Source organism: Gallaecimonas aegicerasi (assembly GCF_045291545.1).
Taxonomy (GTDB): domain Bacteria; phylum Pseudomonadota; class Gammaproteobacteria; order Enterobacterales; family Gallaecimonadaceae; genus Gallaecimonas.
The window spans coordinates 1,756,743-1,781,058 of the sequence record NZ_CP149514.1 but is presented as its reverse complement, the minus strand read 5'-3'; the positions used below and the strand labels follow the sequence as shown (position 1 = coordinate 1,781,058).

The window sequence follows — 24,316 nt, the reverse complement described above, 5'->3', positions numbered from 1 at the left end:
AGGATGTTGTTTACTGTACAGCGGCAATGGCGAGGGAAATATTGACTCAGGGCAAATAATGCGCAACTGAATCAGTGAGATAGGCTGGCTTCCTGGGCTTGCTGAGGCAGGCTTTTGAAATCACTGAGCACCAGTTCCATCTGCTCCGAGCCATTTTTACCTTGCCAGAGTTTTACCAGTGCGTAATTCAGGCTAGGCGCCAGCCAAAATAGCGTCTGACGGCTGCTGTCAGGGCTGCGAACCCGCTCGACACGAATGGTATCAACTTCCCCGTAAGGTGTGCTGAGGCGCTCTTCCCCCAAGACTTTAAAGCGGTAATGTTTATGCTTCAGCTCCTGGTAGAGATCGAATGACACGTCTTTCTTGCCAGCGGCAAGGTCCAGCGCCAGCTGCTGCTGGTAAGACAGGGGATCGTAAGCAACGCCTTTAAAGTGCACACCAGCGCCACCATCACTGCTGACCACGCTATCAGCAAATTGCATGCTGTAGTGATCGTCCGAACCGGTACCCTTGCGACTGTACTCATAGTGCTGAGCCTGCACTTGGCCATCTTGGACGGTAAAAGTCGCTTTTTCGTTGCGAGAGTCACTAAAAATCAGCCAGTGAATATCCGACTTATTTGTCAGCACATACTGTTGCCCCTGCTGGCGCAGCTCACGGGTGGCTACGCCATAGGTTTTGCCTTTGCGCACAACCTTATAGGTGGCATCGTAGGGGGTAAGGGGGGTAGCCAGGGCCGGCAGCGCAACCATGGCCAGAAGCAGCGTTACTGTATTTGCAAACCGCATGGCGGTAATACCTGTCCATCGAACCAGGCCTTACCTTGGCGCATTTGCAAGCGACCGTCAACGAACCAATGGCAAACGCTTGGGTAGAGTTTATGTTCTTGTTTATGAACCTTTTCTGCCAGGGTTTCAGCGGAGTCCTCGGCAGTAACCGGCACCCGTGCTTGGGCTATCACCGGGCCGCCGTCAAGCTCGGCGGTAACAAAATGAACCGATACGCCGTGCTCAGTGTCGCCGGCATCCAGAGCCCGCTGGTGCGTGTTCAGGCCTTTATACTTGGGCAGCAGTGACGGATGAATATTCAGTAAGCGGCCAGCAAAAGCATCGACAAAAACCGGCGTCAGGATCCGCATAAAGCCGGCTAATACCACCAAGTCTGGCTGATAGGCTGCGACACGTTCCGCCAAGGCCTGATCGTAGTCAGCACGCTGCGGGTATTGGTGGTGGCTCAGGACTTCGGCGGCAATACCGGCCCGGGCAGCGCGCTCCAGGCCATAGGCATCGGCTTTATTGGCCAGCACCGCCACCACCTCAGCGGCAATGCCGCTTTGCTGGCAGGCATCAATGATGGCTTGCAGGTTACTGCCACTGCCGGAAATCAGCACGACAATGCGTTTCATCAGCGGATCTCGACAGCCCCATCGCTACCGCTGCGCTCAGCAATATTGCCGATATGCAGTGGCTGTTCCCCTTGCTCTTGTAACACATTCAGGGCTTCATCCAGTTGTGACGAAGGCACCACCAGGATCATGCCGATACCGCAGTTAAAGGTGCGGTACATTTCTTCCTGGGTCACATTACCCTGTTCTTGCAGCCAGCTGAAAATGGCGGGCCATTGCCAGGCCTGTTGGTTGATCTGGGCTTTAACTGCGCTGGGCAGAACCCGCGGAATATTTTCCCAGAAGCCGCCGCCAGTAATGTGAGAGAGTGCCTTCACGCGCACTTTACGCAGCAGTTCCAGTACCGGCTTGACATAAATACGGGTGGGGGCCAGCAGGTGCTCAACCAGTGGCTGGCCGTCCAGCTCGGTATTAGCATCAGCACCGCTGACTTCGATAATTTTGCGGATCAGTGAATAGCCGTTGGAATGGGGGCCGGAAGCGGGCAGGCCAATGATGGCGTCACCGGCGCTGACGCCGCTACCGTCAATAATTTTGGCTTTTTCGACCACGCCGACACAAAAACCGGCCAGATCGTAGTCTGCACCTTCATACATACCGGGCATTTCGGCCGTTTCCCCACCGATAAGCGCACAGCCGGCCAGTTCACAGCCGTGGCCGATGCCGCTGACAACCTGAGCCGCGACATCAACGTCCAGCTTGCCGGTGGCGTAGTAATCCAGGAAAAACAACGGCTCGGCACCTTGCACCAGCAGGTCGTTCACGCACATCGCCACCAGGTCAATACCGACGCCGTCGTGGCGCTGCCAGTCCAGTGCCAGGCGCAGCTTGGTGCCGACGCCATCGGTGCCGGCCACCAGTACCGGCTCATGGTAGCCACTGGGCAACTGGCATAAGGCCCCGAAACCACCCAGACCACCCATCACTTCCGGGCGGCTGGTACGGCGGGCGACGCCTTTGATACGTTCAACCAGGGCATTGCCAGCATCAATATCTACACCGGCGTCTTTATAGGACAGGGACCTGCGTTGTTCGCTCATGGGCTTCCTCTATGGCGTTATCGGGAATTCGGGCGGGCGTATTGTAGCGGCCCGCGCCGCCAGAGGAAACGTTTTCGTCCGGCTTTTCCTTTGCCCCTGCCTGGGGGCTGGGTAGAATGAGTGCAGATTTGTCGCAACGAGCTGAAACGGACATGAAAATCTGCGAAGTCAAACATCCTCTGGTGAAGCATAAAATTGGTCTGATGCGTGAAGCGGATATCAGCACCAAGCGGTTTCGCGAATTGGCCGCCGAAGTGGGCAGCCTGTTGACCTATGAAGCCACCAAAGACTTTGAGCTCGAAACCGTCACCATTGATGGCTGGAATGGCCCGGTAACGGTTGAACAGTTGAAAGGCAAGAAAGTGACGGTAGTGCCAATACTGCGCGCGGGCCTGGGTATGATGGACGGCGTGCTGGAGCATATGCCTTCGGCGCGAGTGTCGGTGGTGGGGATCTACCGGGATGAACAGACACTGCAGCCGGTGCCGTACTTTGAAAAGCTCTGTGGCGATTTGGACGAGCGTGTGGCGCTGGTGGTTGACCCGATGCTGGCTACCGGCGGCTCGATGATTGCGACCATTGACCTGCTGAAAAAACGGGGCTGTCAGCACATTAAAGTGTTGGTGCTGGTGGCTGCGCCAGAGGGGCTGGCGGCACTGGAGGCGGCGCATCCGGATGTGGAGCTTTACACTGCTGCGGTTGACCAGCGCCTCAACGAGCACGGCTATATTCTACCGGGCCTGGGTGATGCCGGAGACAAAATTTTCGGAACCAAGTAACACCGATGCTGAATACGCCGCGGGGCTCGCTTGAGCTGCTTGCCAGCAGCGCCTATGATCGCCCGACACTGGCCAGGGGAATGCCATGAAAGCCATCCTTTTCTTTTGTTTACTGTCTGTCAGCGGGGTGCTGTCAGCGCAGCAAGTAACCGGTCTGTACCGGGCCCAGGTCGCGGTATCCAGTCAAAACAGCAGTGATCGTCTGGCCGCAATCAAAACCGCGATGGCGCAAACCCTGATCAAAGTCACCGGTATGGAAAAGGCCCCGCAAAGTCAGGCGCTGGCCGACATCATGGCTGATCCGGAGCCCTTTTTGCTGTCATACCGTTATGAACAGGCGGCCGATGGCCTGCAGCTGTATGCCCTTTTTGACAGTAAGCCGCTGAAGAACGCCATCTGGCAACAGGGTATGCCGGTCTGGGGTGAAGACCGGCCGACCACCTTGTTCTGGATTGCCAGTGACGATAATGGCCATCGCGACATTATCAGTGATGCTTCCATGCCGACACTGGCCAAAGCGGTCACCGATGAAGGAAAGCGCCGGGCTTTGCCATTGCTCTTGCCGCTGTGGGATCTGGATGACAAGGTCAAGCTGGATGTGCTTGATGTCTGGGGGCATTTCAGTGAACCGGTAGATAACGCGTCAGCTCGCTATCAGGCTGAGCAGATCGTTACCGCCCGCTTGAGCGCAGCTGATAATGGCCAATTTCAGGTGGACTGGCAGCTTGATGGTGGCCTGAACCAATCGGGCAGCAGTACGGGTGACTCGGCTGCAACGGCACTGACCGCCATGGTGGATGACGTGACTGATGCATTGGCGGAACAACTGGCAGTCAAAGGGCAGGTTGCCGAACAGCGCACCTTACTGACCTTGCATCGTGTTGCCCGTGCTGATGACTATCTGCGGGCGCTGGATGAGCTAAAAAGCCTGCCAGTGGTGGCTGACGCCCAGGTCACTGCGGTGGCCGAGCAGAGCGTGACATTTTCACTCAAACTCCGGGGCTCACCGGCGCAGCTGACGAAAGCGCTGTCACTGAGCCAGCATTTTTCCAGTGATCCGCAAGGTGAACTGCAGTACCAGCCCTGAACATATGCAATTACCTCTGGCGGTCCAGTTACCGGACGATGAAACTTTTGTCAGTTATTACCCGGGCGATAACGCTCAGGTTGTAGCGGCCCTGAAATTTGCCGCCCGTGCTGAAGGCAAGCGGGTCCTCTATCTGTGGGGGCGGGGTATGAGTGGCCGTAGTCACCTATTGCACGCGGCCTGTGCGCTGGCTACCGAGCGCGGAGCGCCGGCGGCTTATTTGCCGCTGAAAAACCGTGATGTCATGACCCCAGCCATGCTCGAAGGCATGGAGAAGCTGGCCCTGGTCTGTATTGATGATGTCGATGCCATTGCCGGCGATAGCGACTGGGAGCGACAGATCTTTGATCTCTACAATCGGGTGCTGGAAACCCGCCAAGGTGCGCACCTGGTGATCACCGCCAAAGCGCCGCCGCAACAACTGGGCCTGCAGTTGCCGGATCTGGCGTCACGGCTGGACTGGGGAGTAACTTATCAGCTCCAGCCGCTGGATGACGAAGGCAAGCTGGCGGCACTGCAGTTACGGGCCGGGCTCAGGGGGTTCACGCTACCAGACGACGTTGGGCGTTTTATCCTCAACCGATTGTCGCGGGGCATGCGCGAGTTGTTCGAGGCGCTGGACAAACTAGATGCGGCTTCCATTGCCGCCCAGCGAAAACTGACTATTCCTTTTGTAAAGCAGGTTCTGGCCCTGTAAAAAAACCCCGCAATGCGGGGGTTTTTTGTTAGCGCTGAGGTTTCACTGCTGGAGCCAGCCGGGTGCGTGGCTGCCACTGGGGCAACAGGCCCTGGCTGAGCACCAGGCTGCCCATACGCTGGCTGGGGTTGGGGCCACAGGCCGGGGTCAGGTTGTCTGTCCAGCCATCACCGGCACACAGCTCCGTGGGTGTCAGCGTATTAAGCATGGAAGTCGCGGCACTGGCGGCTTCCGGCAAAATGGCCTGGACGTCAAACTCGGCGCGTGGGCGGATAGCCACTTCACCGACCCGGTTACGCTGGCCACGGCTGACGATGTAGTCGTTACCGGAGGTTGGATTGTCCGGTTTATTGGTCACGGCCACGTCACGGTCAATGCCGTAGCGCAGCTTCATCATGGTTTCTTCAAACAACATCGCCAGATCCTCACGGATGGTTGAGTAGTTGTAATAGTCATTGGCATTGTCGGCGAAGAAGAAACCGGCCACATCATCCGGGGTGTAGCCTTCTTGAGTGGCCGTAGCGGTAGCTCCCTGAAAACTGACCTGCGACAGATCGTGCATTTGCTGCGAAGACAGGGGATAGCCGCTGTGCAACTGATCAGAAATGATCGGGGCTTTGACTGCCTGATTGTAAAAAATGTCGTTGCCATCAATACCCGCCTGGAGCTTGGCCTGCGACATAAAGTCGTTGGCATGGGTCAGCTCATGGTAGAGCAGGGAACCCAGATCGGCTTCCAGCTCCGAAAAGGGGCGGGTCTGACGCAGTGAAGGGTCGATGTTACGGAAGGCATAATTGTCATTTTGCACATAACGCCAGGGCATGATGAATTGCAAAGTGCTGCCAAAGCTGGAGCGATAATCCGGCTGCTCGTTAATCACATCACGCTCGTTGGGGGTCAGCCACAGGCTGTCGCCATCAAGGTAGATGGCCCCGGTCAGCTGCCAGTAGAACGATGGCCGTACATCCGAAGAAATCACAATGGCAGTTGTGGCTCGCAGCATGTGCTTGAAGTCGTCATGGCCGTCGAGGTTGGTCAGAAATTCCTCGAAGCGTTGTCCCATCCAGTCATGGGATACCACTACCCGGTTCATGATGTCGGCGACTGTCGGGTTGCTGTTGTTACGGCCAATGGGCGGTAGCGTGTTGATCGTACACAAGTTACTGTCGGTCAGCTGGTTGGAATAAACGCAACTGCTGAGGATGCTGGCATAAGGGCTACTGGCTTTATAAGGGTGCACCAGGGTTAGAGGCTTACTGGTGGCGCAGCTTTGCCCGGTGCCATTACAGAAGTAGGGGCTGGTTACATTGGGGCGGTCCAATACCGCGACATAAAACGTATCGGTAAGTGTGCCGGCGTCGGTGGTCAGGGTGCCTTCAAAGGTCATGACATCGGAGCTGTCGACCATCGGAGCGGTAATAAAAGCCAGCGGTGCACTGGATGAGGTATCAATTTTGGCAGTGGGGCCGCCGGTTTGGCGAAACTGCCAGTTGGAAATGCTGTTAACGCCGGTAGCGTTGAGGCGAATGGAAAACTCCGCACCTTCACTAACGGCCCGGTCAAGGCGAGCCTGCGCCTGGGGGGCGGTACTGTCGGTCACACTCAGGTTAAAGGACTTGCTGAGAGTGCTACCATCCGTTTTAGTGGCGGTAAAGGTAAAAGCGTAACTGCCTGCCTGGCTGACATCAAAGCCAACACCCGGTGTTTTATCTGCCAGCAGCGCGACCTGCGGCCCGGCGGTCTGCTGCCACTGAAACTGACGGTATGTGCCCGCTGGCAGGTGCGCGACAATGCCTACCGCCTGATTGACAACGGCGCTGCTGTCGCCAACCAGAGTCAGTTCTGTTGCCGGAGTACTGGGGCTCACGGGCGCCGTACTGGTGCTGCTGCCACCACTGCCGCCACAAGCACTCAGCAGCGCCACGCTGGCCAGTAACAGGCCGGCCTGTAGTCTTTTTACCGCCATAAAATCAATCCGCTACGTTATATAAACGTTAACGAGATTGATGTTTTTTGAGGCCCAGATCAAGCGCCTTGCCACGCCAGCGGGCGTAAAATACGCCACCTGTGAACATCATCACCGTTAGCAGCAACTCCACGGCTGCCAGCCAGCGTTCTGCGGGGCTGGTCCACAGCAGGGTGAGACTGTGGGTCATATACAGCAGTACCAGGAAGTTGGCCCAGGCGTAGGTATAGGGTTTGCCCATTAACAACCCTTTCATGGGCAAGAGCAGCGGTAGCCACCATAACAGGCCAACCACCAACGGGCTGACATGCGGGTGCGGTGCCAACCACAGATGCCAGGCCGGCACCCAGAGCAGTAGGCCGACGTAACCGGCCAGGGCTAGATGTCGGGCCTGTCGGGTCAGGGGGTGTTGTTGTGGAACATTCATGACAAGGCCTCTGCCAGCTTAGCCAGGCGCTTACCCATGGCCAGGCACAGGGTTTTTTCATCTGCGGTCAGGTTGACATGCTCTGCCCAATGGCTGGGGCCATAAGGCGTTCCGCCACTTTGGGTGTGATGCAGTGCCGGCTCGGTATAGGGGAGGCCGGCAATAACCATACCGTGGTGTAATAGCGGCACCATCATGGCCAATAACGTACTTTCATGACCGCCGTGCAGGCTACTGGCAGAAGTGAAGACGCAGGCCGGTTTATCGACCAAGGCGCCAGCCAGCCAGGCCGGAGCGGTGCTATCCCAGAAGGCTTTCATTGGTGCAGCCATACCGCCAAAACGGGTTGGGCTGCCCAGGGCCAGGGCGCTGGCCTGGCTTAACTCCTGCTCGGTGACCACCGGATCTGCCTGTTGCTCGGCTTGCGGCACGGTGCGAAGCCAGCTTTCCCCGCCGGCTTCTTCAATGCCGCGGGCAATCATACGGGCCATTTGCCGGGTTGCGCCGTGCTGGCTGTAGTACAGCACCAACACCGGCGTCATAGGATTTCCAGCACCTGTTCCGGCGGACGGCCGAGGCGAGCTTTATCACCGTTGATAACGATAGGGCGTTCAATCAGTTTCGGGTGACTGGCCATGGCTTCCAGTAGCGCTGCTTCGTCGGTGACATCTGCCAGCCCCAGTTCTTTGTAGGTCTCTTCTTTTGTGCGCATTAATTGGCGTGCGGAAGTGAAACCCAGTTTCGCCAGCAGAACACGCAAGGTGTCGGTTGTCGGTGGCGTATCCAGATACAGCACAACTTCCGGGTGCAGGCCTTTTTCTTCCAATAGGGCCAGGGTCTGGCGTGACTTGGAACAACGGGGATTATGATAGATTTGCATGCATTCTCCTTGGCAACGAGAAACCGCCATTGTAGCGGTCAGTCACTATTAGCGTAACGCCTCAAAACGTGATTTTTGCTGTTGCAGCTGGGCGATGCGGCCTTCAATACGGCGCTGCTCCAGGTTGTTGTTACCATAGAGGCTGTAGGCTTTATTGAAATGGTTGATGGCGCGATCAAAAGCGCCGTAGTAGGCCATTTTCTCCGCCTGCCAGTACTCCCTGGCGGCGGTATTTTTAACCAGGTTTTGGGCCTGGATCATCAGGTCTATAGCCAGCGGGTCACCAGCGTGCACGTAAAGATAGGGTTCTAGCAGGTCGATGGCTTTTTGCCCCTCCTTGGCCTCAATCCAGGCATGGGCCTGATTCAGAGTGACGATAGGGCTGTTAGGCATGATGTCGGCTGAAGGCTGAAGAAACTTAGCCGCTGCGGCTGCTTTATTGAGTGCTACCAGCGAATCAGATTTAAGTACCTGGTAATACAGGTTGTGCGGATGTTTTTTCAGCAGCTGGTTAGCAATATCCAGCGCTTTTTGATTGTTATTGAGTTGCAAGGCGGTCAGGCCTAATCCGTACTGAAGTACCTGCTCAGAGTGAACCTTACCTTCTTGCTGCTGGTGTTCCAGCAGCTCCTGTACCCGTTTCGGATTATCGCCATACTGGGCCCGGATCAGCATCTGAGTCAGATAAAAGTCCAGTGATGACTGATGGTGTACCTGGGGGTATTGCAGAGCTCGGTTACGTGCTTCTGCCACGCGGTTTTCTGACAAGGGGTGATCCAGCAAGAAGGCCGGTGGCTTACGGACAAAACGGTATTTTTCCACCAGTTTTTCAAAGAAGTTGGCCATGGCAATGGGTCTGAAACCGGCGGCGTAAAGGGTTTGAAAACCAACCCGGTCAGCTTCTTGTTCGTTCTGGCGGGTATAGTTGATGGAAAACTGCTGACTGGCGGCAACCGAGGCCTGCAGGCCTGCCATGCCAGCTTCCGGGTTGGCCAGGCCGATGAGAATAGAAGCGGCAATACCGGCAATGGTCAGTGGCAGGTTTTGCTGTTGATGCTCCATCTTACGAGCCAAGTGGCGCTGCGTGACGTGGGCAATTTCGTGCGCCATCACCGAGGCCAGCTCGTCTTCATTATCCGCTTCTAAAATGATGTCAGAAAACACGGCAACATGGCCGCCAAAATAGGCGAAGGCGTTCAGCTCATCAGACTTGATCACCATAAAATCAAAGGGGTAATTTACTCCCCGGGCATGGGCTACCAGGCGGTGGCCCAGAGATTCAATGTATTCGGTGATCAGCGGATCATTCAGCAGCGGCGCCTGTGAGCGAAGCTGAAAAGTGTAGAGCTTGCCAAGCGTTTCTTCCTTTTGCAGGCTCAGCGTTGACAGCGCGGCGGTACCGATTTGTGGCAGATCATCATAGGCATAAGCTGCGCTTTGACCGAACAGTACCGCAGACAACAGTGCGGCGGTGATTCCTTTTTGCTTCATTCACTTGACTCGCATTGGCGGGCCTAAACAACATAACAACTGGACAACCAAAAGTCCTGTTTGTTTCCGGCCGATTCACCCATAATTATGCCGCTACCACTAACCGGAGCTGATCGTGCGGATAGATTTGACGGCCTATCGTTGCCCGCAAGCGCTGGTTCAAGCCAAGCTGGCGCTGCGCCAGTACGATCAAAGGCCGTTATTGATACAGTTCAGTGAGGCCAGCAGCGCCCGTGATCTGTGCCGCTGGCTGAGCCGTCAGGGGCTATCGGCACAGTGTTGTCGCCAGGGCCAACTTTATCTGGTGACGCTGCCTGCGTCAGCAACCAAGTCGGAGATAATGTGAAAGCTTTTTTGCTTGAGTGGTTCGAACGCCGTTTTTCCGATCCTAATGCCATCACCCTGTTTTTACTGCTGCTGTTTGGCTTTGTCGCCATTTATGCGTTGGGTAGCGTCATGGCACCCTTGCTGGTGGCATTGGTGCTGGCCTATTTGCTGGAATGGCCCCTGCACAAGCTGACCCAGGCCGGGATGTCGCGTACCTGGGCGACGGTATTGGTGATGCTGATTTTTGTCGGGGTGTCATTGCTGATTTTGCTGGTACTGGTGCCGACAGTATGGACACAGACCTCCAGCCTGGTGCGCGAGCTGCCAACCATGCTGGACCATGGCCGCCGCTTTGTGCTGGAGCTGCCCAGTCGTTACCCACACTTGGTACAGCCAGAGCAGATGCAGACGCTGGTAGATGAGTCACAAAAAACGCTGATCAGCTGGGCTCAGAGCGCGCTGGGGGCAACGGTTGCTTCGCTGGGTAACGTCATGGCGATGTTAATTTACCTGATCCTGGTGCCGCTATTGATGTTTTTCCTACTCAAAGACAAAGACAGTCTGCTGGCCAGTTTTGCCCGAGTTATGCCGCGTAACCGCAAGCTGGCCAAGCAGGTGTGGGTGGAAATGAACGGCCAGATCGTCAATTACATCCGTGGCAAGGTGCTGGAAATTCTGGTGGTGGGGATCAGTACCTACATTACTTTTGTGGTGTTTGGCTTGCGTTACTCGGCGCTGCTGGGGCTGGCAGTCGGACTATCGGTGTTGATCCCCTACATCGGGGCGGTGGTGGTGACCATTCCGGTGGTGCTGGTGGCCGCCTTCCAGTGGGGCCTGGACAGTACTTTTTTCTATCTGCTGCTGGCCTACGGCATTATTCAGGTACTGGACGGCAATCTGCTGGTGCCCATTTTGTTTTCTGAGGCGGTGAACCTGCATCCGATCTTCATCATTCTGGCGGTCTTGCTGTTCGGTGGGATCTGGGGCTTCTGGGGCGTTTTCTTCGCCATTCCACTGGCGACCTTGGTCAAGGCGGTGATCAATGCCTGGCCCATGGCTGAAGAGCCCGCTGCCGCATAATAAAAAAGGCGCCAGTGGCGCCTTTTTTATTGCTGCTTCAAGACGTTTTTCATTGCTGATAGAAATCGCGAATATGCTTGAGCAAAGTCGCAACATGCTCGGCGCTAACCCCTAAGTGGGTAACCAGACGCATAGGTTTGCCAGCATTAATCAAAATACCGCGTTCAGCTAAATAGGCCTTTAACGCCTGCTCACGGCCGAGCTGGCAATGGGCATAAACAATGTTAGTGGGCGTCGCGGTGACCTGTAGTTGACCGATGCTTTCCAGGCCCGCAGCCAAAGTGGCGGCATTGGCGTGGTCTTCGGCCAGCCGCGCTGGCATCTCGCTCAAGGCAATACGGCCGGCAGCGGCCAGAATGCCGGCCTGGCGCATTCCGCCGCCGAGCATCTTGCGTATTCGCCGGGCTTGCAGAATGAATGCCTTGCTGCCAAGCAGCAGCGACCCTACCGGTGCCCCGAGGCCTTTAGACAGACACACACTCACCGAATCATAATGGCGGGTAATATCGGTTACCGGCACTCCGGAGGCCACGGCGGCATTAAATACCCGGGCGCCATCAAGGTGCAGTGCCAGGCCCTGGCGCTGGCAAAACTCGGCTACCTGCTGCTGATAAGCCAGCGGCAGCACTTTGCCACCGATGGTGTTTTCCAGTGAAACCAGGCGGGTGCGGGCAAAATGAAAGTCATCCGCCTTGATGGCCCCTTGCAGCCGGGCAAGGGCGATGCTGCCATCAGGCTCGTTTTCCAGCGGCTGCGGCTGTATGCTGCCCAGCACCGCAGCGCCACCGCCTTCAAATTTGTAATTATGTGCCTGCTGGCCACACAGGTATTCATCGCCGCGCTGGCAATGGCTCATCAGCGCCAGCAGGTTGGCCTGGGTACCGGAACTGGTGAACAGCGCTGATGCAAAGCCGAGACTGTCGGCCGCATAGGCCTCCAGTTCATTGACGCTAGGGTCATCACCGTAAACGTCATCGCCTACCGGCGCTGTTGCCATGGCCTGGCGCATGGCAGCTGTTGGCTGGGTGACGGTGTCACTGCGAAAATCAATCATGTTCGGTCCTGCGCTGACGGGGCCTTCTTTATACCGCATGAGTGCGGCGCTGTCGCCGCTGCGTTGAGGTGTTAATGCTGTTTGACTGGTTTGAAAAACGACTGGAGCCGTTACCGGGCGGTACGCCTTTGCAACCACCGCAAGGGGTGTTGGCCTTTTTACGCCACTATGCCCGGGGGGCCTGGCGGTACTTGCTGTTGGCGGGGGTATTGACTGCCGCCGTGGCGGTCATCGAAGTCTGGCTGTTCGGATTTATGGGCCGCATTGTTGACTGGTTATCGGCACAGGATAGGGCAACCTTCCTGGCTGAACAGGGCCTGAAACTGGCGGCTATGGCCGTGTTGGTGCTGGTCTTGCTGCCGTTGTTGGTGGCGTTGCATTCACTGCTTAATTACCAGACCTTGATCGGTAACTTTCCGATGCGGGTGCGCTGGCTGATGCATCGCTATCTGCTGGGGCAGTCTTTGAGTTTCTATCAGGATGAATTTGCCGGCCGGGTTGCCGCCAAGGTGATGCAAACCGCCTTGGCTGTGCGCGAATGCGTGATGAAACTGATGGATGTACTTAACTATGTGGTGGTGTATTTCCTCGGCACCCTTGTGCTGATTGCCAGTGCTGACTGGCGCCTGGCATTACCGCTGCTGGCCTGGTTGGGTGCCTATTTGCTGATGTTGCGTTATTTTGTGCCACGGCTCAGCCAGGTGTCGGCGAAACAGGCGGATGCCCGGTCGGTGATGACCGGCCGCATTGTTGACAGCTACACCAATATTCAAACCGTTAAGCTGTTTTCTCATGCCCGGCGAGAGGCGGATTATGCCGAAGCCGGTATGCGGGGTTTTCTTGGCACTGTCTATGCCCAGATGCGGCTGGTCACCAAACTGAATGTCTCGTTGTATCTGCTGAACGCATTGTTGCTGTTTGCGGTGGCGGCCTTGGCCATCAAGCTGTGGCTGGCGGCCAGTATCTCCGTTGGTGCCGTGGCCGTTGCTCTGGGGCTGGTGCTGCGTTTGTGGGGTATGTCGCAATGGATCATGTGGGAAGTCTCGGCACTGTTTGAGCATTTGGGTACAGTGCAGGACGGCATGGGCTCGCTGGCAGTACCACAACTGATCCAGAATAAGCCCGCCGCACCGGAACTGAGCGTGCCCAGCGGCGCTATTCGCTTTGACAACGTCGGCTTTCACTATGGCAAGGGCAGTGGTGTCATCGATGCCTTGTCGCTGGCCATTAAGCCCGGTGAAAAGGTGGGCCTGGTTGGCCGCTCCGGGGCCGGGAAGTCGACACTGGTGAATTTGCTGTTGCGCTTTTACGACGTAGAACAAGGGCAGATTTGCATTGATGGCCAGGACATCAGCACTGTGACGCAAGACAGTTTGCGTGCCCAGATCGGCATGGTGACCCAGGATACTTCGCTGCTGCACCGTTCAGTACGCGACAACATTCTCTATGGCCGCCCGGATGCCAGCGAAGAGATGCTGCAGGCGGCAGCCGAACAGGCGCAGGTCAGCGGTTTTATTCACGAACTGGAAGATGCCAAGGGGCAGCGCGGTTTTGATGCCCATGTGGGGGAGCGTGGTGTCAAGCTCTCCGGGGGCCAGCGCCAGCGCATTGCCATTGCCCGCGTGATGTTAAAGGATGCGCCAATCCTGATCCTTGATGAAGCCACATCGGCTCTGGACTCGGAAGTCGAAGCGGTGATCCAGGACAGTCTGTACCGGCTGATGGCAGGGAAAACGGTGATTGCTATCGCCCACCGGCTGTCTACCATTGCGGCGATGGACCGGCTGATTGTGATGGACAAGGGCGCTATTGTGGAATCAGGCACGCATGCCCAATTACTGGCCCAAGGCGGCCTTTATGCCCGTTTATGGCAGCATCAGTCCGGTGGCTTTCTTGGCGAATAGAGGCACTAAAAAGGCGGCTGCTGCCGCCTTTTTTATTGCTGTTCCAGCCAGTTCAGTACCACCTGATGGTGATCCTTGGTTTTAAAGCTATCAAACAGATGTTGCACCTTGCCGTCCGGGCCAATCATGAAGCTCAGCCGATGAATACCATCGTATTCCTTGCCCATGAATTTTTTCAGGCCCCAGACGCCAAAGGCTTCAGCCACCTGGTGGTCTTCGTCGGACAGCAGCCGAAAGTTCAGTTGTTGTTTCTGTTCAAAGTTTTTCAGACGCTTGACCGGATCGGGGCTGATACCCAGCACCACGACACCTTTGTCGGTTAATGCGCTCATGTTGTCGCGCAGGCCACAGGCCTGAACCGTGCAGCCCGGAGTGCTGGCTTTCGGGTAGAAATACACCAGTACCTGTTGGCCTGTGAAATCAGCCAGGCTGACCATGTGGCCATCCTGATCGGCCAGCGAAAATGCCGGTGCGGTATCGCCGGCTTGCAGCGGGGAAATGCTCATGAAGACTCCTTATGGCGAATTTCGGTCAGTGGTGTCAGATGGGCGATGTTTACATCCAGTGCCTGCTCCTGACAGAGGCTTTGCAAGGCCGTTTCAAAATCGGCCAGGGCCACCGTTTCGGGCAGATTGATACGCACCGTCAGCTGTAAGCGATCAGCACTGACTGAGGTCGACAAAGCGGCTATATCGACGTGCTGCTCGGCCAGAAACTGGGTCATTTGCGAGATCACACCTGGGCGGTCATGGGTGTGGGCTTCCAGTTCCAGGCGATGCTGAAAGTGCGGGGTTTGGTGCTGACCGGTCCGTTTGATAATGGTCAATAGCTGATGATCACGGGCCAGTACCGGCAGCTGGCTTTCCAGCCGGGCTATGGCATTCCAGTCACCGCTGAGCAGCATAAACAGCGTAAACTCCTGGCCGAAAATGGCCATGCGGCTGTCAACAATGTTGCACTGGCATGTACTTGCCAGTTTCACCAGTTCGTTGACGATGCCGGGCCGGTCTTCGCCCACGGCGGTGACCACAACAAATTGACTCATTCACAGTCCTTTCTATGGTTAACAGCTGGCTTGTGTTGCGCGGGGGGCAAAAGTACCATACCAAGCCAATGAGAAAACAGGAGCATAACATGTTCGCCGGCAGTATCGTCGCGCTGGTCACGCCAATGACCGATAGCGGTGCCGTGGATTATGATGCCCTCAAGCAACTGGTTGAGTGGCATGTGGAGCAGGGCACACAAGGTGTTGTTGCCATGGGCACCACCGGTGAATCAGCAACCCTGGACCCGGATGAACACCTGCAAGTTGTTAAAACCGTCGCCGCTGTCGCCGCCGGCCGGCTCAGTGTCATTGCCGGTAATGGTGGCAGTGCCACGCACCGGGTGGTGGCACTGACCAAAGCCCTGGATGCGTTACCCATTGACGGCTTTTTAACGGCGACACCGGCTTATAACAAGCCGACGCAGGCGGGGTTAGAAGCGCATTTTCGCGCGGTGGCTGCGGCCACCGCCAAGCCTGTTTTGCTCTATAACGTACCGGGCCGTACCGCCGTTGATCTGTTACCCGAAACCGTTGCCACCTTGAGTGAACTATCCAACATTGTTGGCATCAAAGAGGCCACCGGTGACCTGGCTCGGCTGGCTGATATTGCCCGGCGGGTCAGTACTGACTTTGCGTTGTTATCCGGTGACGATGCCACTGGCAGGGCTTTTATGCTGGCCGGAGGGCATGGCGTGATCAGTGTCACGGCTAATGTGGCACCGGCACAGATGCGCGCCATGGTGGATGCCGCCCGCAGTGGTGACAATGCCAAGGCCATGGCCGCCGACAATGCACTATACGGGCTGCACCGTTCCTTGTTTGTTGAAGCGAATCCGACACCAGCCAAATGGGCGCTTAAGCGTCTTGGGGTGCTGTCGTCTGACACATTACGTTTGCCGCTTGTGCCGCTCAGTAAAGCGGGGCAGGTGAGCGTTGAGGCCGACCTGATGTCTGCCGGCCTTATTTGAGGTATCTGGATGATCATAAGAAAAACCGCACTGGCAGTTGCCGTTCTGGCCATGGCTGGCTGTGCTTCTATTACTGATAACCGTCGGGCTGACGGTAGTTTCGATTACGCCGATCTGCAGGCGCAGTCAACATTACAGGCGCCGGCACCACTCAAGGCCCCGACCAGTGACGGTCAATACCATATCCCTGCGCTGCAAACGCCGGGCGAAGTGGGCAAAATGCTCGACATTCGTGCCCCGAAATTGGTACTGGCTCTGCCGGATAATGCCACTTTGGATGAATCTGAAGCCGGGGCGAAAGTCCGTTTTGATGCTCGCCGTGGCATGGATAATGTTGTCGCCGTCGTCAACAGCCGACTGGCCAGCTGGCTAAAGGCTCGTGACATTCCGGTAGAAAACAGCAGTGCTACTGAGATTGATACTGCCTGGTTTATCCCCCACCAGCGTGAGCGCTTACTCAATGATGTGGATGCCGGCGACGTGAAACGCCGCTTTGCTATTCATATCAAGGCCGCTGAACATGGCCGCACGGTTGAAGTCAGTGTCGCCAGCCTCGGGGTGGATGCCAACGGCGCTGAGCCGGAAGCGGTTAACGACAACGAGTGGGCCTCGGTCATGCTGTTGAATGATTACCTGGCTTACTACGCCGAGCAGGATCAATTGCACCACCGTGAACAGGTGCTGTCCAAGTATCAGCCGATTGGCGTCACGCTGGGGCAAGACAACAACGGTGCCGCGGCCTTTATCCTCAAGGCTGACTTTGAGCGTTCCTGGAACCGCTTGCCGATGGTGCTGGAGCATATGGGCTTTGAGATCCGTGACTATGACAAGAGTCAGGCTATTCTCTATGTTACCTATGACGGCAGCCCGGACAGTTCCTTCTGGAGTGGCCTGTTTGGTGGCAGCGACAAGGATCTGAGCCTCAAGCACCGTAAATACCGCGTGCAGCTGGGGGAAATGGGTGAAAACACCACGGTCACCTTCAGCACCGACAAAGGCCAGCCGATCACCAACGCCCAGTACGCGGAAATGAACAACTTGTTCTCCGGTATGATGCGAGATGATGGCCTGAAAGAAGTGAAGAAATAGCGCTGACAATCCCGGCGCTCATCATTACAATATCGGGGCCGCGCAAGCGGCCTTCTTTTTAACCGTCAGCGCAAACGTTTTCAGCAACCCGGAGTCATCAGCGGATGGAAAAACGCCAAGAGCTTTACCGTGGCAAGGCCAAATCAGTGTTCACCACGGACAACCCGGATTACCTCATCCTGCATTTTCGTAACGATACCTCCGCCTTTGATGGCGAACGGGTAGAGCAGCTGGCTCGCAAGGGCATGGTGAACAACAAATTCAATCATTTCATCATGCAAAAGCTTGAAGCCGCCGGTGTACCTACGCAGATGGAACAACTGCTGGGCGATGATCAGGCGCTGGTGAAAAAACTGGACATGATCCCGGTCGAGTGTGTGATCCGCAATTATGCCGCCGGCTCACTGGTGCGGCGGTTGGGTGTGGAAGAAGGGCTGCAACTGGCCCCACCAACCTTTGAACTGTTTTTGAAAAATGATGCCCTGCATGACCCTATGGTCAACGACAGCCTCTGTGAAGCCTTCGGCTGGGCCAGTGCCGAACAGCTGGCAGAAATGAAGCGTCTGACTTACCGGGTCAATGAAGTACTCGGCCAATTGTTTCTTGATGCCGGTATGTTACTGGTGGACTTCAAGCTGGAGTTTGGCTTGTTCAAGGGGCAAATTGTCTTGGGTGATGAGTTCAGCCCTGATGGCTGCCGGATCTGGGATAAAGAAAGCAAAAAGAAACTGGACAAGGATCGCTTTCGCCAAGGCCTGGGCGGCGTCGTCGAGGCCTACGAGGAAGTGGCCTCACGGCTGGGCATTGCGCTGTAAGTATCGACCAACCCGGCCTGGCGCCGGGTTTTTTTATGGCTAAAAAATTCCTAACGGTTAATTTTAAACAGCCGCTACTGGCCGATTGATGGTGTGAAGAGGAGGTGGTTATGGAACGTCACGGTTTAACCCTCGGTGTTGAACGGGTAGACGCCAGCGTGTTTTTGTCTATCAAAGCTGTGGGAACGCTGACCCACGATGACTACAAACTGATCATCCCAATACTGGAAGGGGCTTTGGCCGGTGTTGATGAGCCGGTGATTGATGCCTTGGTGGATGCTCGAGAACTCTGTGGCTGGGCTCCGCGGGCCGCCTGGGATGATTTTAAAATGGGCCTCAAACATGGCCGTGAATTTCGCCGCCTGGCGTTGGTGGGAAATAAGCGCTGGCAGCAACTGGCTACCAAGGTCGGCAACTGGTTTATTGCCGGGCAGGCGCGATATTTTGATGATCTACCTTCCGCCCTGGCCTGGCTGACCGGCGACGAACAGCCGTGATATGATGAGCGCCTTTTTTAGCAAAGAGCCAAACCATGTCACTGTTCAAGCACATCTTGTTACCGCTGTTGATGCTGGGAATTATCGTCTACTTGGTGGTAGGGATCAGCAAGGTGGCCGGGTTGTCACTGCCGGTGGCATTGGGCATTCTGCTGGTGGTCCTGATCCCGCTGGTATGGTGGCTCAGAGGCAAGGTACGTGACGATGACCATTGAAGTAATACAGGCTGATTACCACAACCCGCAACATGGCCAGGATCTGCTGGCTCTGCTGGATGCTTACGCTCGGGATCCGATGGGCGGTGGTGAAGGCCTCAAAGAGCAGGTCAAGGCGACCCTGCTGGAGAAGCTGGCTGAGCGCGCAGATGCCGTATCACTGCTTTGCTATGTTGACGGTGAACCGGCAGGTCTGATCAATGCCTTTGAAGGTTTTTCAACGTTCAAAGCCAAGCCACTGTTTAACATTCATGACGTGGTGGTACTGGCCCCGTTCCGTGGCCGCGGCTTAAGCTTGGCGATGCTGGACAAGCTCAGTGAAGTGGCTCGTGCCCGCGGCTGCTGCAAGCTGACTCTGGAAGTGCTGGAAGGTAATACGGTGGCGAAAGCGGCTTATCTACGTTTCGGCTTTGTTGGCTACGAGCTGGACCCGGCCATGGGCAAAGCGGTGTTTTTCGAAAAAGCTCTGTAAAAAAGCCCGCCGGTTGGCGGGCTTTTCGTATCAGCCTTGTTTCAGGCTGGTCATGTCAATGACGAAACGGTACTTCACATCGCCTTTTTTCATACGTTGATAGGCGGTGTTAATGTCCTGAATGTTGATCATTTCCACGTCACAACTGATGTTGTGCTCTGCACAAAAATCCAGTACTTCCTGAGTTTCCGGAATACCACCGATCAGCGAACCGGCAATCACCCGGCGCTTGAGTACCAGATTGGCGGTGTGTACCGGTGGCTCGATGTTGTCAATCAGGCCGACCAGAATATGTACGCCGTCGTGCTTCAGCGTTGCCAGGTAGGGGTTGAGATCATGCTGTACCGGAATGGTATCGAGCAGGAAATCAAAGTGCCCGGCTACGGCTGCCATCTGTTCGTCGTCAGTGGAGATCACCACGTGATCGGCGCCTTGTTTTTTCGCTTCGCCGACTTTGCTTTCTGAACGGGTAAAAATGGTAACTTCCGCGCCCATGGCCTTGGCAAATTTGACACCCATGTGGCCGAGGCCGCCCATACCCAGTACCCCGACTTTGTGGCCGGCTTTGACACCGAAGTGTTTCAGCGGTGAGTAAGTGGTGATACCGGCACACAGGATAGGGGCAGCAGTAGCGGTGTCCAGTGCTTCAGGAATGCTCAGGACAAAGCGTTCACTGACCACCACATGGTCAGAATAGCCGCCGTAAGTGATAGTGCCGTCGTGCTTGTCTTTGCCGTTGTAGGTGCCGACAAAGCCATTAAGGCAATACTGTTCCAGCCCCTCGTCACAGGCCTGGCAGTGACGGCAAGAATCGACCATGCAGCCAACACCAACCTGATCGCCAACTTTATAACGGGTAACGTCAGAGCCAACGGCGGTGACTTTACCGATGATCTCATGGCCGGGTACTACCGGGTACTGTGAACCACCCCAGTCGTTTTCTGCCATGTGAATGTCGGAATGGCAAACACCGCAGTACTCAATATCAATGGCAACGTCATCCGGACGCAGCTCACGGCGCTCGAAAGCAAAGGGAGCTAACGGCGTGGTGGCACTGTGGGCGGCATAACCTTTTGCTTGACTCATGAATCGGCTCCTTGAGTGTGTGAGAGGTAATGTATTGTGATCTCAGGCAATAACGATTGCCAGATAGGTTTTTCCGGCATTTTTGCCTATTTGTCCAATTTGGCAGGTTCGTTGTTCTGTGCAAAACTAACACGGTAAATTTACTTTCGCCAATAAGGCTGGGTTTTATGGTGCACAAAGAACTTGCGGCCATACTGGCACAGTTATCAAAATGTGACGGATTCTCTGAAAGTACCGTGCCGGGTGTGCGCCTGGCCTGTTCACATCGGAGTCATCTGCGGGCGCCGCTGTTGTACCAGCCGAGTTTGACACTGGTGGCGCAGGGGCAAAAGACCGGTTACCTGGGCGAGCGGGTGATCCACTATGGCGCCGGGCATTACCTGCTACAAACCTTGCCCTTACCGTTTGAATGTGAAACCGATGCCAGCCTTGCGCAGCCACTGTTGGCGATGCAGGTGGTCATAGACCCAGCCATGCTGGCGGAATTAACCCAGGCTATCGGTACGGTACCGCCTGAGCAGGTGCCGTTGTTACCGATGGCGGCCTTGCCGATGAACGATTCCATGGCGCAGGCGGCACTGCGCCTGGCTGAAGCGTTAGCAGACCCGCTGACCGCCCGGGTTATGGGGCAAAGCCGTGTCAAAGAGCTGCTTTATGAAGCATTGCGAGGCCCGCAGGGGCGAGCGTTGTGGGAACTGGCAGAAGGGCAGGGGCACTATTCGCAGATTGTGCAGGTGCTGGGGCAGTTACAGCAGGATCTGACCGCGCCGCTGCGGGTGGAAAGCCTGGCCAAAAGCGCCGGGATGAGCCTGTCGAGTTTTCATTATCACTTCAAGTCGATTACCGGCTCGTCACCTCTGCAATACCAGAAAAAGCTGCGGCTGTTACAGGCACAATTGCTGCTGAGTCATGATGATAATAATGTCACGCAGGCAGCAATGGCGGTGGGGTATCAGTCGGTGCATCATTTCAGCCGCGACTACAAGCGCTATTTTGGTTGGGCACCGGGAGCCGATAAAAAATCACGGTTGGCCGCGGTCGGTTAGCCTAACTGTCGCTATCGTCGTTGGGGGGCTGTTTGCCACCGCTTTTGGGCCACAACAAAGCCAGATTACCGACGATCACCAGCAGGACAACAAGGGCTATCCACCAACCCATCAGACAGCCCCCACGTTCGTCACATAACGGCTCATAATGGCGTCAATATTGGCCAACACATAGTCACGACCGACGACCTGCCCGTAACTGAGGGCATCTGCCAGTTTGTCGGCGCTAAGCCGTGCCAGCATCGGTTCGGCCTGAGGGGCATAGCTCAGGTGCCAGGGCTCCACCGCTACACCGCCGCGGTCCTGGTCGTAAGGCCGGATAAAGTCAAAGCGCCGGGCGTTGTCTGCCAGCCATTGTGCCAAGGCAAACTGGCGGCCACCCTGGCTGTATTCTATCGGGCTCAAGGCTAAAGCAGCGCTGCCTTGTAGACGTGCACAATACAGATCCATATCGGTGCCCCAGTGGTGGCGGCTGGCCCCGGGCAGGGCAGAAAAGCGCAAAATGGCATGCAGCTTCTGCTCTTCGGTCAATTGGCTGACATCAATGGCCCGGCCTTGGTCATCATGTACTGGCCGTACGCCCCGCCATTTGCCGGAAAATATTTGTTCCTGGCGTTCAAAATCCCGGAAGCTTGAAGCCAGCCGTAATACAAAGCCGTCTTGCTGGGCGGCTTGTTGCAGGCCAGTGAAAGCCAGTGCCGCCCCTTCTGATAACCAGTGCCCTTGTGGCAAGGCCTTTAAATGCCCGCGGTAGCGGCCGGTAAGGGCCAGATCAGGCCAATAGTCGCTCGAGTAGTTGCTCATAAATCAGTGCCAGTTGCGCCAATTCGTCGACATGGGTGCATTCGTTGACTTTATGAATGGTGGCATTGACCGGCCCTAACTCGATGACCTGAGCGCCGGTTGGGGCGATAAAGCGACCGTCGGAGGTGCCACCGGAGGTTTCCAGGCGTGTTTCGCGGCCGGTAACGCTGGTAATGGCTTGTTGTACAGAGGCCAACAGTGGCCCAGCCTCAGTCAAAAAGGGTTCACCGTTGAGCTTCCAGGTCAGTTCATAATCCAGACCGTGGGCATCCAGAATACCGAGCACGCGCGTTTTCAGGCTGTCTGCGGTCGATTCCGTGGAAAAACGGAAATTGAATTTAACCTGCATATCACCCGGCACCACATTTTCGGCACCAGTGCCGCTGTGAATGTTGGAGATCTGAAAGCTGGTCGGTGGAAAGTAATCGTTGCCATTATCCCAGTGCGCTGCTGCCAGTTCAGCCAGTGCCGGCGCTGCCAGGTGAACCGGGTTTTGCGCCAGATGGGGGTAAGCGACATGGCCTTGCACACCCTTGACGGTCAGATAACCTGACAGCGAGCCACGGCGGCCGTTTTTGACCACATCACCGACGTGCTGGGTCGACGATGGTTCACCGACCAGGCACCAGTTGATTTTCTCCTGGCGTTGCTCCAGGGTTTCCACCACCCGTACTGTGCCGTTGATAAAAGGCCCTTCCTCATCGGAGGTGATCAGAAAAGCAATGGAGCCTTTGTGGTCCGGGTGTTTACTAACAAAACGCTCAGTGGCTACCACCATGGCCGCCAGGCTGCCTTTCATGTCGGCGGCGCCGCGGCCATGCAGGTAACCGTCCATCACCACCGGTTCAAAAGGTGGCGTGTGCCAGGCCTCTGCTGGCCCCGGTGGCACCACATCGGTATGGCCGGCAAAGCAAAATAGCGGGCCCTCGTTACCGCGGCGGGCCCACAGGTTGGTGGTGTCGTCAAAGACCATGGGCTCAAGGTTGAACCCCAGCGCTGCCAAACGCTCCCCTATCAGTTGCTGGCAGCCGGCATCAGCCGGTGTCACTGATGGGCGGCTGATAAGATCGCAAGCCAGCGCCAATACGTCACTCATGCCGACACTCCGAAAACCGTGGCGTACTCATCGGCCTGAAAGCCCAAGTGCAATTGTTCGCCTCTAGCCAGCAGGGGCCGTTTGATCAGCGCCGGATGCTGGCGCATCAGTTCCACTGCTTTGTCCAGGTTAAGGTCGGCTTTGTCCGCCTCCGGCAACTGGCGAAAGGTGGTGCCCCGCTTGTTCAGCAGTGCTTCCCAGCCCAGCGTCTGGGCCCACTGTTCCAGTTGCTGGCTGTCCAGGCCATCGACGCGGTAATCATGAAACTGATAGGGGATCTGGTGTTGCTCCAGCCACTTACGGGCTTTTTTGATGGTGTCGCAGTTTTTAATGCCGTACAGAATGGTCATGTGCTGTCAGTTTGCGTCCTCACGGAGTTCCAGCTTATCAGCCAATACCGGCTTATGACAAAGTGTGAGAAAAGCCAGCCTGACAAGAGGCTGACATATAGCTAACGGGCTGGAGAGTCGGTGGTGTCATGATAGCGGGCTGCATGGCCGCAGAGTATGTACCGTGGCGTTAACGGTACAGCGTCAGAAGGACATCTTCACCGGCCTTTACGGTGCCGCTTTGTTTGCGGATGTGGCGAAATTCGTCCATGTTGGAAATCACCACCGGGGTCAGCATGGAGCGGGCATGCTCGGTGAGATAGGGCAGGTCGCAAGCCAGGATCGGCGTACCTTTACTGACGTGCTGGCCTTCTTCGGCGAGGCGGGTAAAGCCTTCGCCTTTCAGTTCAACGGTATCAATACCGATATGCACGAAAATTTCGACGCCATCGTCAGATTCAATGGAAAAGGCGTGGTTGGTTTCGAAAATTTTGCCAATAGTGCCATCCACCGGGGCCACGATCTGCTGGCCGGTGGGGCGGATAGCAATACCGTCACCGACAATCTTTTCAGCAAATACCACATCGGGCACGGCCTCAATGTCCACCAGTTCACCGCTGATCGGCGCCAGAATATCGATACCTTCACCCTGTGGTGTATCGCTGAGCAGCTGTTTGAGCTTGTCGAGAAGGCTCATAGTGTCTTGTCGTCGTTAAG

At 56.2% G+C, this 24,316-nt stretch carries 29 protein-coding genes; 13 read left to right on the top strand and 16 right to left on the bottom strand.

The window, feature by feature from the left end:
• Positions 1-71 precede the first annotated feature (71 nt).
• From WDB70_RS08775 to purM, 3 genes are read right to left on the bottom strand one after another with little or no spacing between them, the layout of a single operon-like run.
• Entirely contained in the window at positions 72-788 is a 717-nt protein-coding gene (locus tag WDB70_RS08775) for a DUF3108 domain-containing protein (protein ID WP_406663480.1), read from the bottom strand.
• A complete protein-coding gene (gene purN / locus WDB70_RS08770) occupies positions 767-1,405 on the bottom strand; it encodes a phosphoribosylglycinamide formyltransferase (RefSeq protein ID WP_406663478.1) in 639 nt (212 codons plus the stop codon). Before purN ends, WDB70_RS08775 begins: the two co-directional genes overlap by 22 nt.
• Positions 1,405-2,445 (bottom strand): phosphoribosylformylglycinamidine cyclo-ligase, encoded by a 1,041-nt coding sequence (gene purM / locus WDB70_RS08765; RefSeq protein WP_406663476.1) that lies wholly within the window; start codon positions 2,443-2,445, stop codon positions 1,405-1,407. The genes purN and purM overlap by 1 nt, the downstream gene beginning before the upstream one ends.
• Before the next feature lie 152 nt (positions 2,446-2,597).
• Between purM and upp the strand changes: the two genes are divergently transcribed.
• From upp to hda, 3 genes are all read left to right on the top strand, one after another.
• A complete protein-coding gene (gene upp, locus WDB70_RS08760; RefSeq protein ID WP_406663474.1) occupies positions 2,598-3,224 on the top strand; it encodes a uracil phosphoribosyltransferase in 627 nt (208 codons plus the stop codon).
• Between the two features lie 85 nt (positions 3,225-3,309).
• A complete protein-coding gene (locus WDB70_RS08755) occupies positions 3,310-4,311 on the top strand; it encodes a DUF2066 domain-containing protein (protein WP_406663472.1) in 1,002 nt (333 codons plus the stop codon).
• Positions 4,312-4,315: 4 nt separating this feature from the next.
• Positions 4,316-5,008 carry a DnaA inactivator Hda gene (gene hda, locus WDB70_RS08750; protein ID WP_406663470.1) on the top strand — a complete coding sequence of 231 codons (693 nt, stop codon included), beginning with the start codon at positions 4,316-4,318 and terminating at the stop codon, positions 5,006-5,008.
• 28 nt (positions 5,009-5,036) lie between these two features.
• Here the strand turns inward: hda and WDB70_RS08745 are convergent, their stop codons facing one another.
• From WDB70_RS08745 to WDB70_RS08725, 5 genes are read right to left on the bottom strand one after another with little or no spacing between them, the layout of a single operon-like run.
• Positions 5,037-6,974 (bottom strand): hypothetical protein, encoded by a 1,938-nt coding sequence (locus WDB70_RS08745; RefSeq protein WP_406663468.1) that lies wholly within the window; start codon positions 6,972-6,974, stop codon positions 5,037-5,039.
• Positions 6,975-7,002: 28 nt separating this feature from the next.
• Complete coding sequence (locus WDB70_RS08740; RefSeq protein ID WP_406663466.1) at positions 7,003-7,401, bottom strand: DUF2069 domain-containing protein; 399 nt, start codon at positions 7,399-7,401, stop codon at positions 7,003-7,005.
• A complete protein-coding gene (gene wrbA / locus WDB70_RS08735) occupies positions 7,398-7,943 on the bottom strand; it encodes an NAD(P)H:quinone oxidoreductase (RefSeq protein WP_406663464.1) in 546 nt (181 codons plus the stop codon). The genes WDB70_RS08740 and wrbA overlap by 4 nt, the downstream gene beginning before the upstream one ends.
• Positions 7,940-8,281 (bottom strand): arsenate reductase (glutaredoxin), encoded by a 342-nt coding sequence (gene arsC / locus WDB70_RS08730; protein ID WP_406663462.1) that lies wholly within the window; start codon positions 8,279-8,281, stop codon positions 7,940-7,942. The genes wrbA and arsC overlap by 4 nt, the downstream gene beginning before the upstream one ends.
• Before the next feature lie 48 nt (positions 8,282-8,329).
• Positions 8,330-9,772, bottom strand: a complete 1,443-nt coding sequence (locus tag WDB70_RS08725; RefSeq protein ID WP_406663460.1) for a M48 family metalloprotease — start codon at positions 9,770-9,772, stop codon at positions 8,330-8,332.
• A gap of 115 nt (positions 9,773-9,887) precedes the next feature.
• Here WDB70_RS08725 and WDB70_RS08720 point away from each other — a divergent pair, with 115 nt between their 5' ends.
• Together WDB70_RS08720 and WDB70_RS08715 are read left to right on the top strand one after the other, a co-directional pair.
• On the top strand, positions 9,888-10,118 hold the full coding sequence (locus WDB70_RS08720) for a sulfurtransferase TusA family protein (RefSeq protein ID WP_406663458.1): 231 nt from the start codon (positions 9,888-9,890) through the stop codon (positions 10,116-10,118).
• Positions 10,115-11,179, top strand: coding sequence for an AI-2E family transporter (locus WDB70_RS08715; RefSeq protein ID WP_406663456.1), 1,065 nt, complete (start codon positions 10,115-10,117; stop codon positions 11,177-11,179). Before WDB70_RS08720 ends, WDB70_RS08715 begins: the two co-directional genes overlap by 4 nt.
• A 49-nt stretch (positions 11,180-11,228) precedes the next feature.
• On the opposite strand, the gene ltaE is transcribed toward WDB70_RS08715, so the two are convergent.
• Complete coding sequence (ltaE, locus tag WDB70_RS08710; RefSeq protein WP_406663454.1) at positions 11,229-12,233, bottom strand: low-specificity L-threonine aldolase; 1,005 nt, start codon at positions 12,231-12,233, stop codon at positions 11,229-11,231.
• 74 nt (positions 12,234-12,307) lie between these two features.
• Between ltaE and WDB70_RS08705 the strand changes: the two genes are divergently transcribed.
• The gene (locus tag WDB70_RS08705; protein WP_406663452.1) at positions 12,308-14,137 is read left to right on the top strand and encodes an ABC transporter ATP-binding protein; all 1,830 of its coding nucleotides are present in this window, start codon (positions 12,308-12,310) and stop codon (positions 14,135-14,137) included.
• Positions 14,138-14,169: 32 nt separating this feature from the next.
• Here the strand turns inward: WDB70_RS08705 and bcp are convergent, their stop codons facing one another.
• A complete protein-coding gene (bcp, locus tag WDB70_RS08700) occupies positions 14,170-14,637 on the bottom strand; it encodes a thioredoxin-dependent thiol peroxidase (RefSeq protein ID WP_406668050.1) in 468 nt (155 codons plus the stop codon).
• A 2-nt stretch (positions 14,638-14,639) separates the two neighbouring features.
• A complete protein-coding gene (locus WDB70_RS08695; RefSeq protein WP_406663450.1) occupies positions 14,640-15,182 on the bottom strand; it encodes a glycine cleavage system protein R in 543 nt (180 codons plus the stop codon).
• Between the two features lie 89 nt (positions 15,183-15,271).
• On the opposite strand from WDB70_RS08695, the gene dapA reads away from it, so the two are divergent.
• The 6 genes from dapA to WDB70_RS08665 all read left to right on the top strand — a co-directional run bounded on the left by dapA (position 15,272) and on the right by WDB70_RS08665 (position 19,238).
• On the top strand, positions 15,272-16,150 hold the full coding sequence (gene dapA, locus WDB70_RS08690; RefSeq protein WP_406663448.1) for a 4-hydroxy-tetrahydrodipicolinate synthase: 879 nt from the start codon (positions 15,272-15,274) through the stop codon (positions 16,148-16,150).
• 9 nt (positions 16,151-16,159) lie between these two features.
• Positions 16,160-17,239: an outer membrane protein assembly factor BamC gene (gene bamC, locus WDB70_RS08685; protein ID WP_406663446.1), complete on the top strand. Its 1,080-nt coding sequence runs from the start codon at positions 16,160-16,162 to the stop codon at positions 17,237-17,239.
• Between the two features lie 104 nt (positions 17,240-17,343).
• A complete protein-coding gene (gene purC / locus WDB70_RS08680; RefSeq protein WP_406663444.1) occupies positions 17,344-18,054 on the top strand; it encodes a phosphoribosylaminoimidazolesuccinocarboxamide synthase in 711 nt (236 codons plus the stop codon).
• Positions 18,055-18,164: 110 nt separating this feature from the next.
• Positions 18,165-18,551, top strand: a complete 387-nt coding sequence (locus WDB70_RS08675) for an STAS/SEC14 domain-containing protein (RefSeq protein WP_406663442.1) — start codon at positions 18,165-18,167, stop codon at positions 18,549-18,551.
• A gap of 35 nt (positions 18,552-18,586) precedes the next feature.
• Positions 18,587-18,766 (top strand): hypothetical protein, encoded by a 180-nt coding sequence (locus WDB70_RS08670; protein ID WP_406663440.1) that lies wholly within the window; start codon positions 18,587-18,589, stop codon positions 18,764-18,766.
• Positions 18,756-19,238, top strand: a complete 483-nt coding sequence (locus WDB70_RS08665) for a GNAT family N-acetyltransferase (protein WP_406663438.1) — start codon at positions 18,756-18,758, stop codon at positions 19,236-19,238. The genes WDB70_RS08670 and WDB70_RS08665 overlap by 11 nt, the downstream gene beginning before the upstream one ends.
• Before the next feature lie 30 nt (positions 19,239-19,268).
• Here the strand turns inward: WDB70_RS08665 and WDB70_RS08660 are convergent, their stop codons facing one another.
• Positions 19,269-20,324 carry an NAD(P)-dependent alcohol dehydrogenase gene (locus WDB70_RS08660; protein ID WP_406663436.1) on the bottom strand — a complete coding sequence of 352 codons (1,056 nt, stop codon included), beginning with the start codon at positions 20,322-20,324 and terminating at the stop codon, positions 19,269-19,271.
• A 167-nt stretch (positions 20,325-20,491) separates the two neighbouring features.
• Between WDB70_RS08660 and WDB70_RS08655 the strand changes: the two genes are divergently transcribed.
• A complete protein-coding gene (locus WDB70_RS08655; protein WP_406663434.1) occupies positions 20,492-21,370 on the top strand; it encodes an AraC family transcriptional regulator N-terminal domain-containing protein in 879 nt (292 codons plus the stop codon).
• A gap of 111 nt (positions 21,371-21,481) precedes the next feature.
• Here WDB70_RS08655 and WDB70_RS08650 read toward each other — a convergent pair whose 3' ends face one another.
• From WDB70_RS08650 to crr, 4 genes are all read right to left on the bottom strand, one after another.
• Positions 21,482-22,174: a M15 family metallopeptidase gene (locus WDB70_RS08650; RefSeq protein WP_406663432.1), complete on the bottom strand. Its 693-nt coding sequence runs from the start codon at positions 22,172-22,174 to the stop codon at positions 21,482-21,484.
• Complete coding sequence (gene dapE, locus WDB70_RS08645) at positions 22,143-23,270, bottom strand: succinyl-diaminopimelate desuccinylase (protein ID WP_406663430.1); 1,128 nt, start codon at positions 23,268-23,270, stop codon at positions 22,143-22,145. Before dapE ends, WDB70_RS08650 begins: the two co-directional genes overlap by 32 nt.
• The gene (locus WDB70_RS08640; RefSeq protein WP_406663428.1) at positions 23,267-23,620 is read right to left on the bottom strand and encodes an ArsC family reductase; all 354 of its coding nucleotides are present in this window, start codon (positions 23,618-23,620) and stop codon (positions 23,267-23,269) included. Before WDB70_RS08640 ends, dapE begins: the two co-directional genes overlap by 4 nt.
• A 169-nt stretch (positions 23,621-23,789) precedes the next feature.
• The gene (gene crr, locus WDB70_RS08635; protein WP_406663426.1) at positions 23,790-24,296 is read right to left on the bottom strand and encodes a PTS glucose transporter subunit IIA; all 507 of its coding nucleotides are present in this window, start codon (positions 24,294-24,296) and stop codon (positions 23,790-23,792) included.
• Between the last annotated feature and the right edge of the window lie 20 nt (positions 24,297-24,316).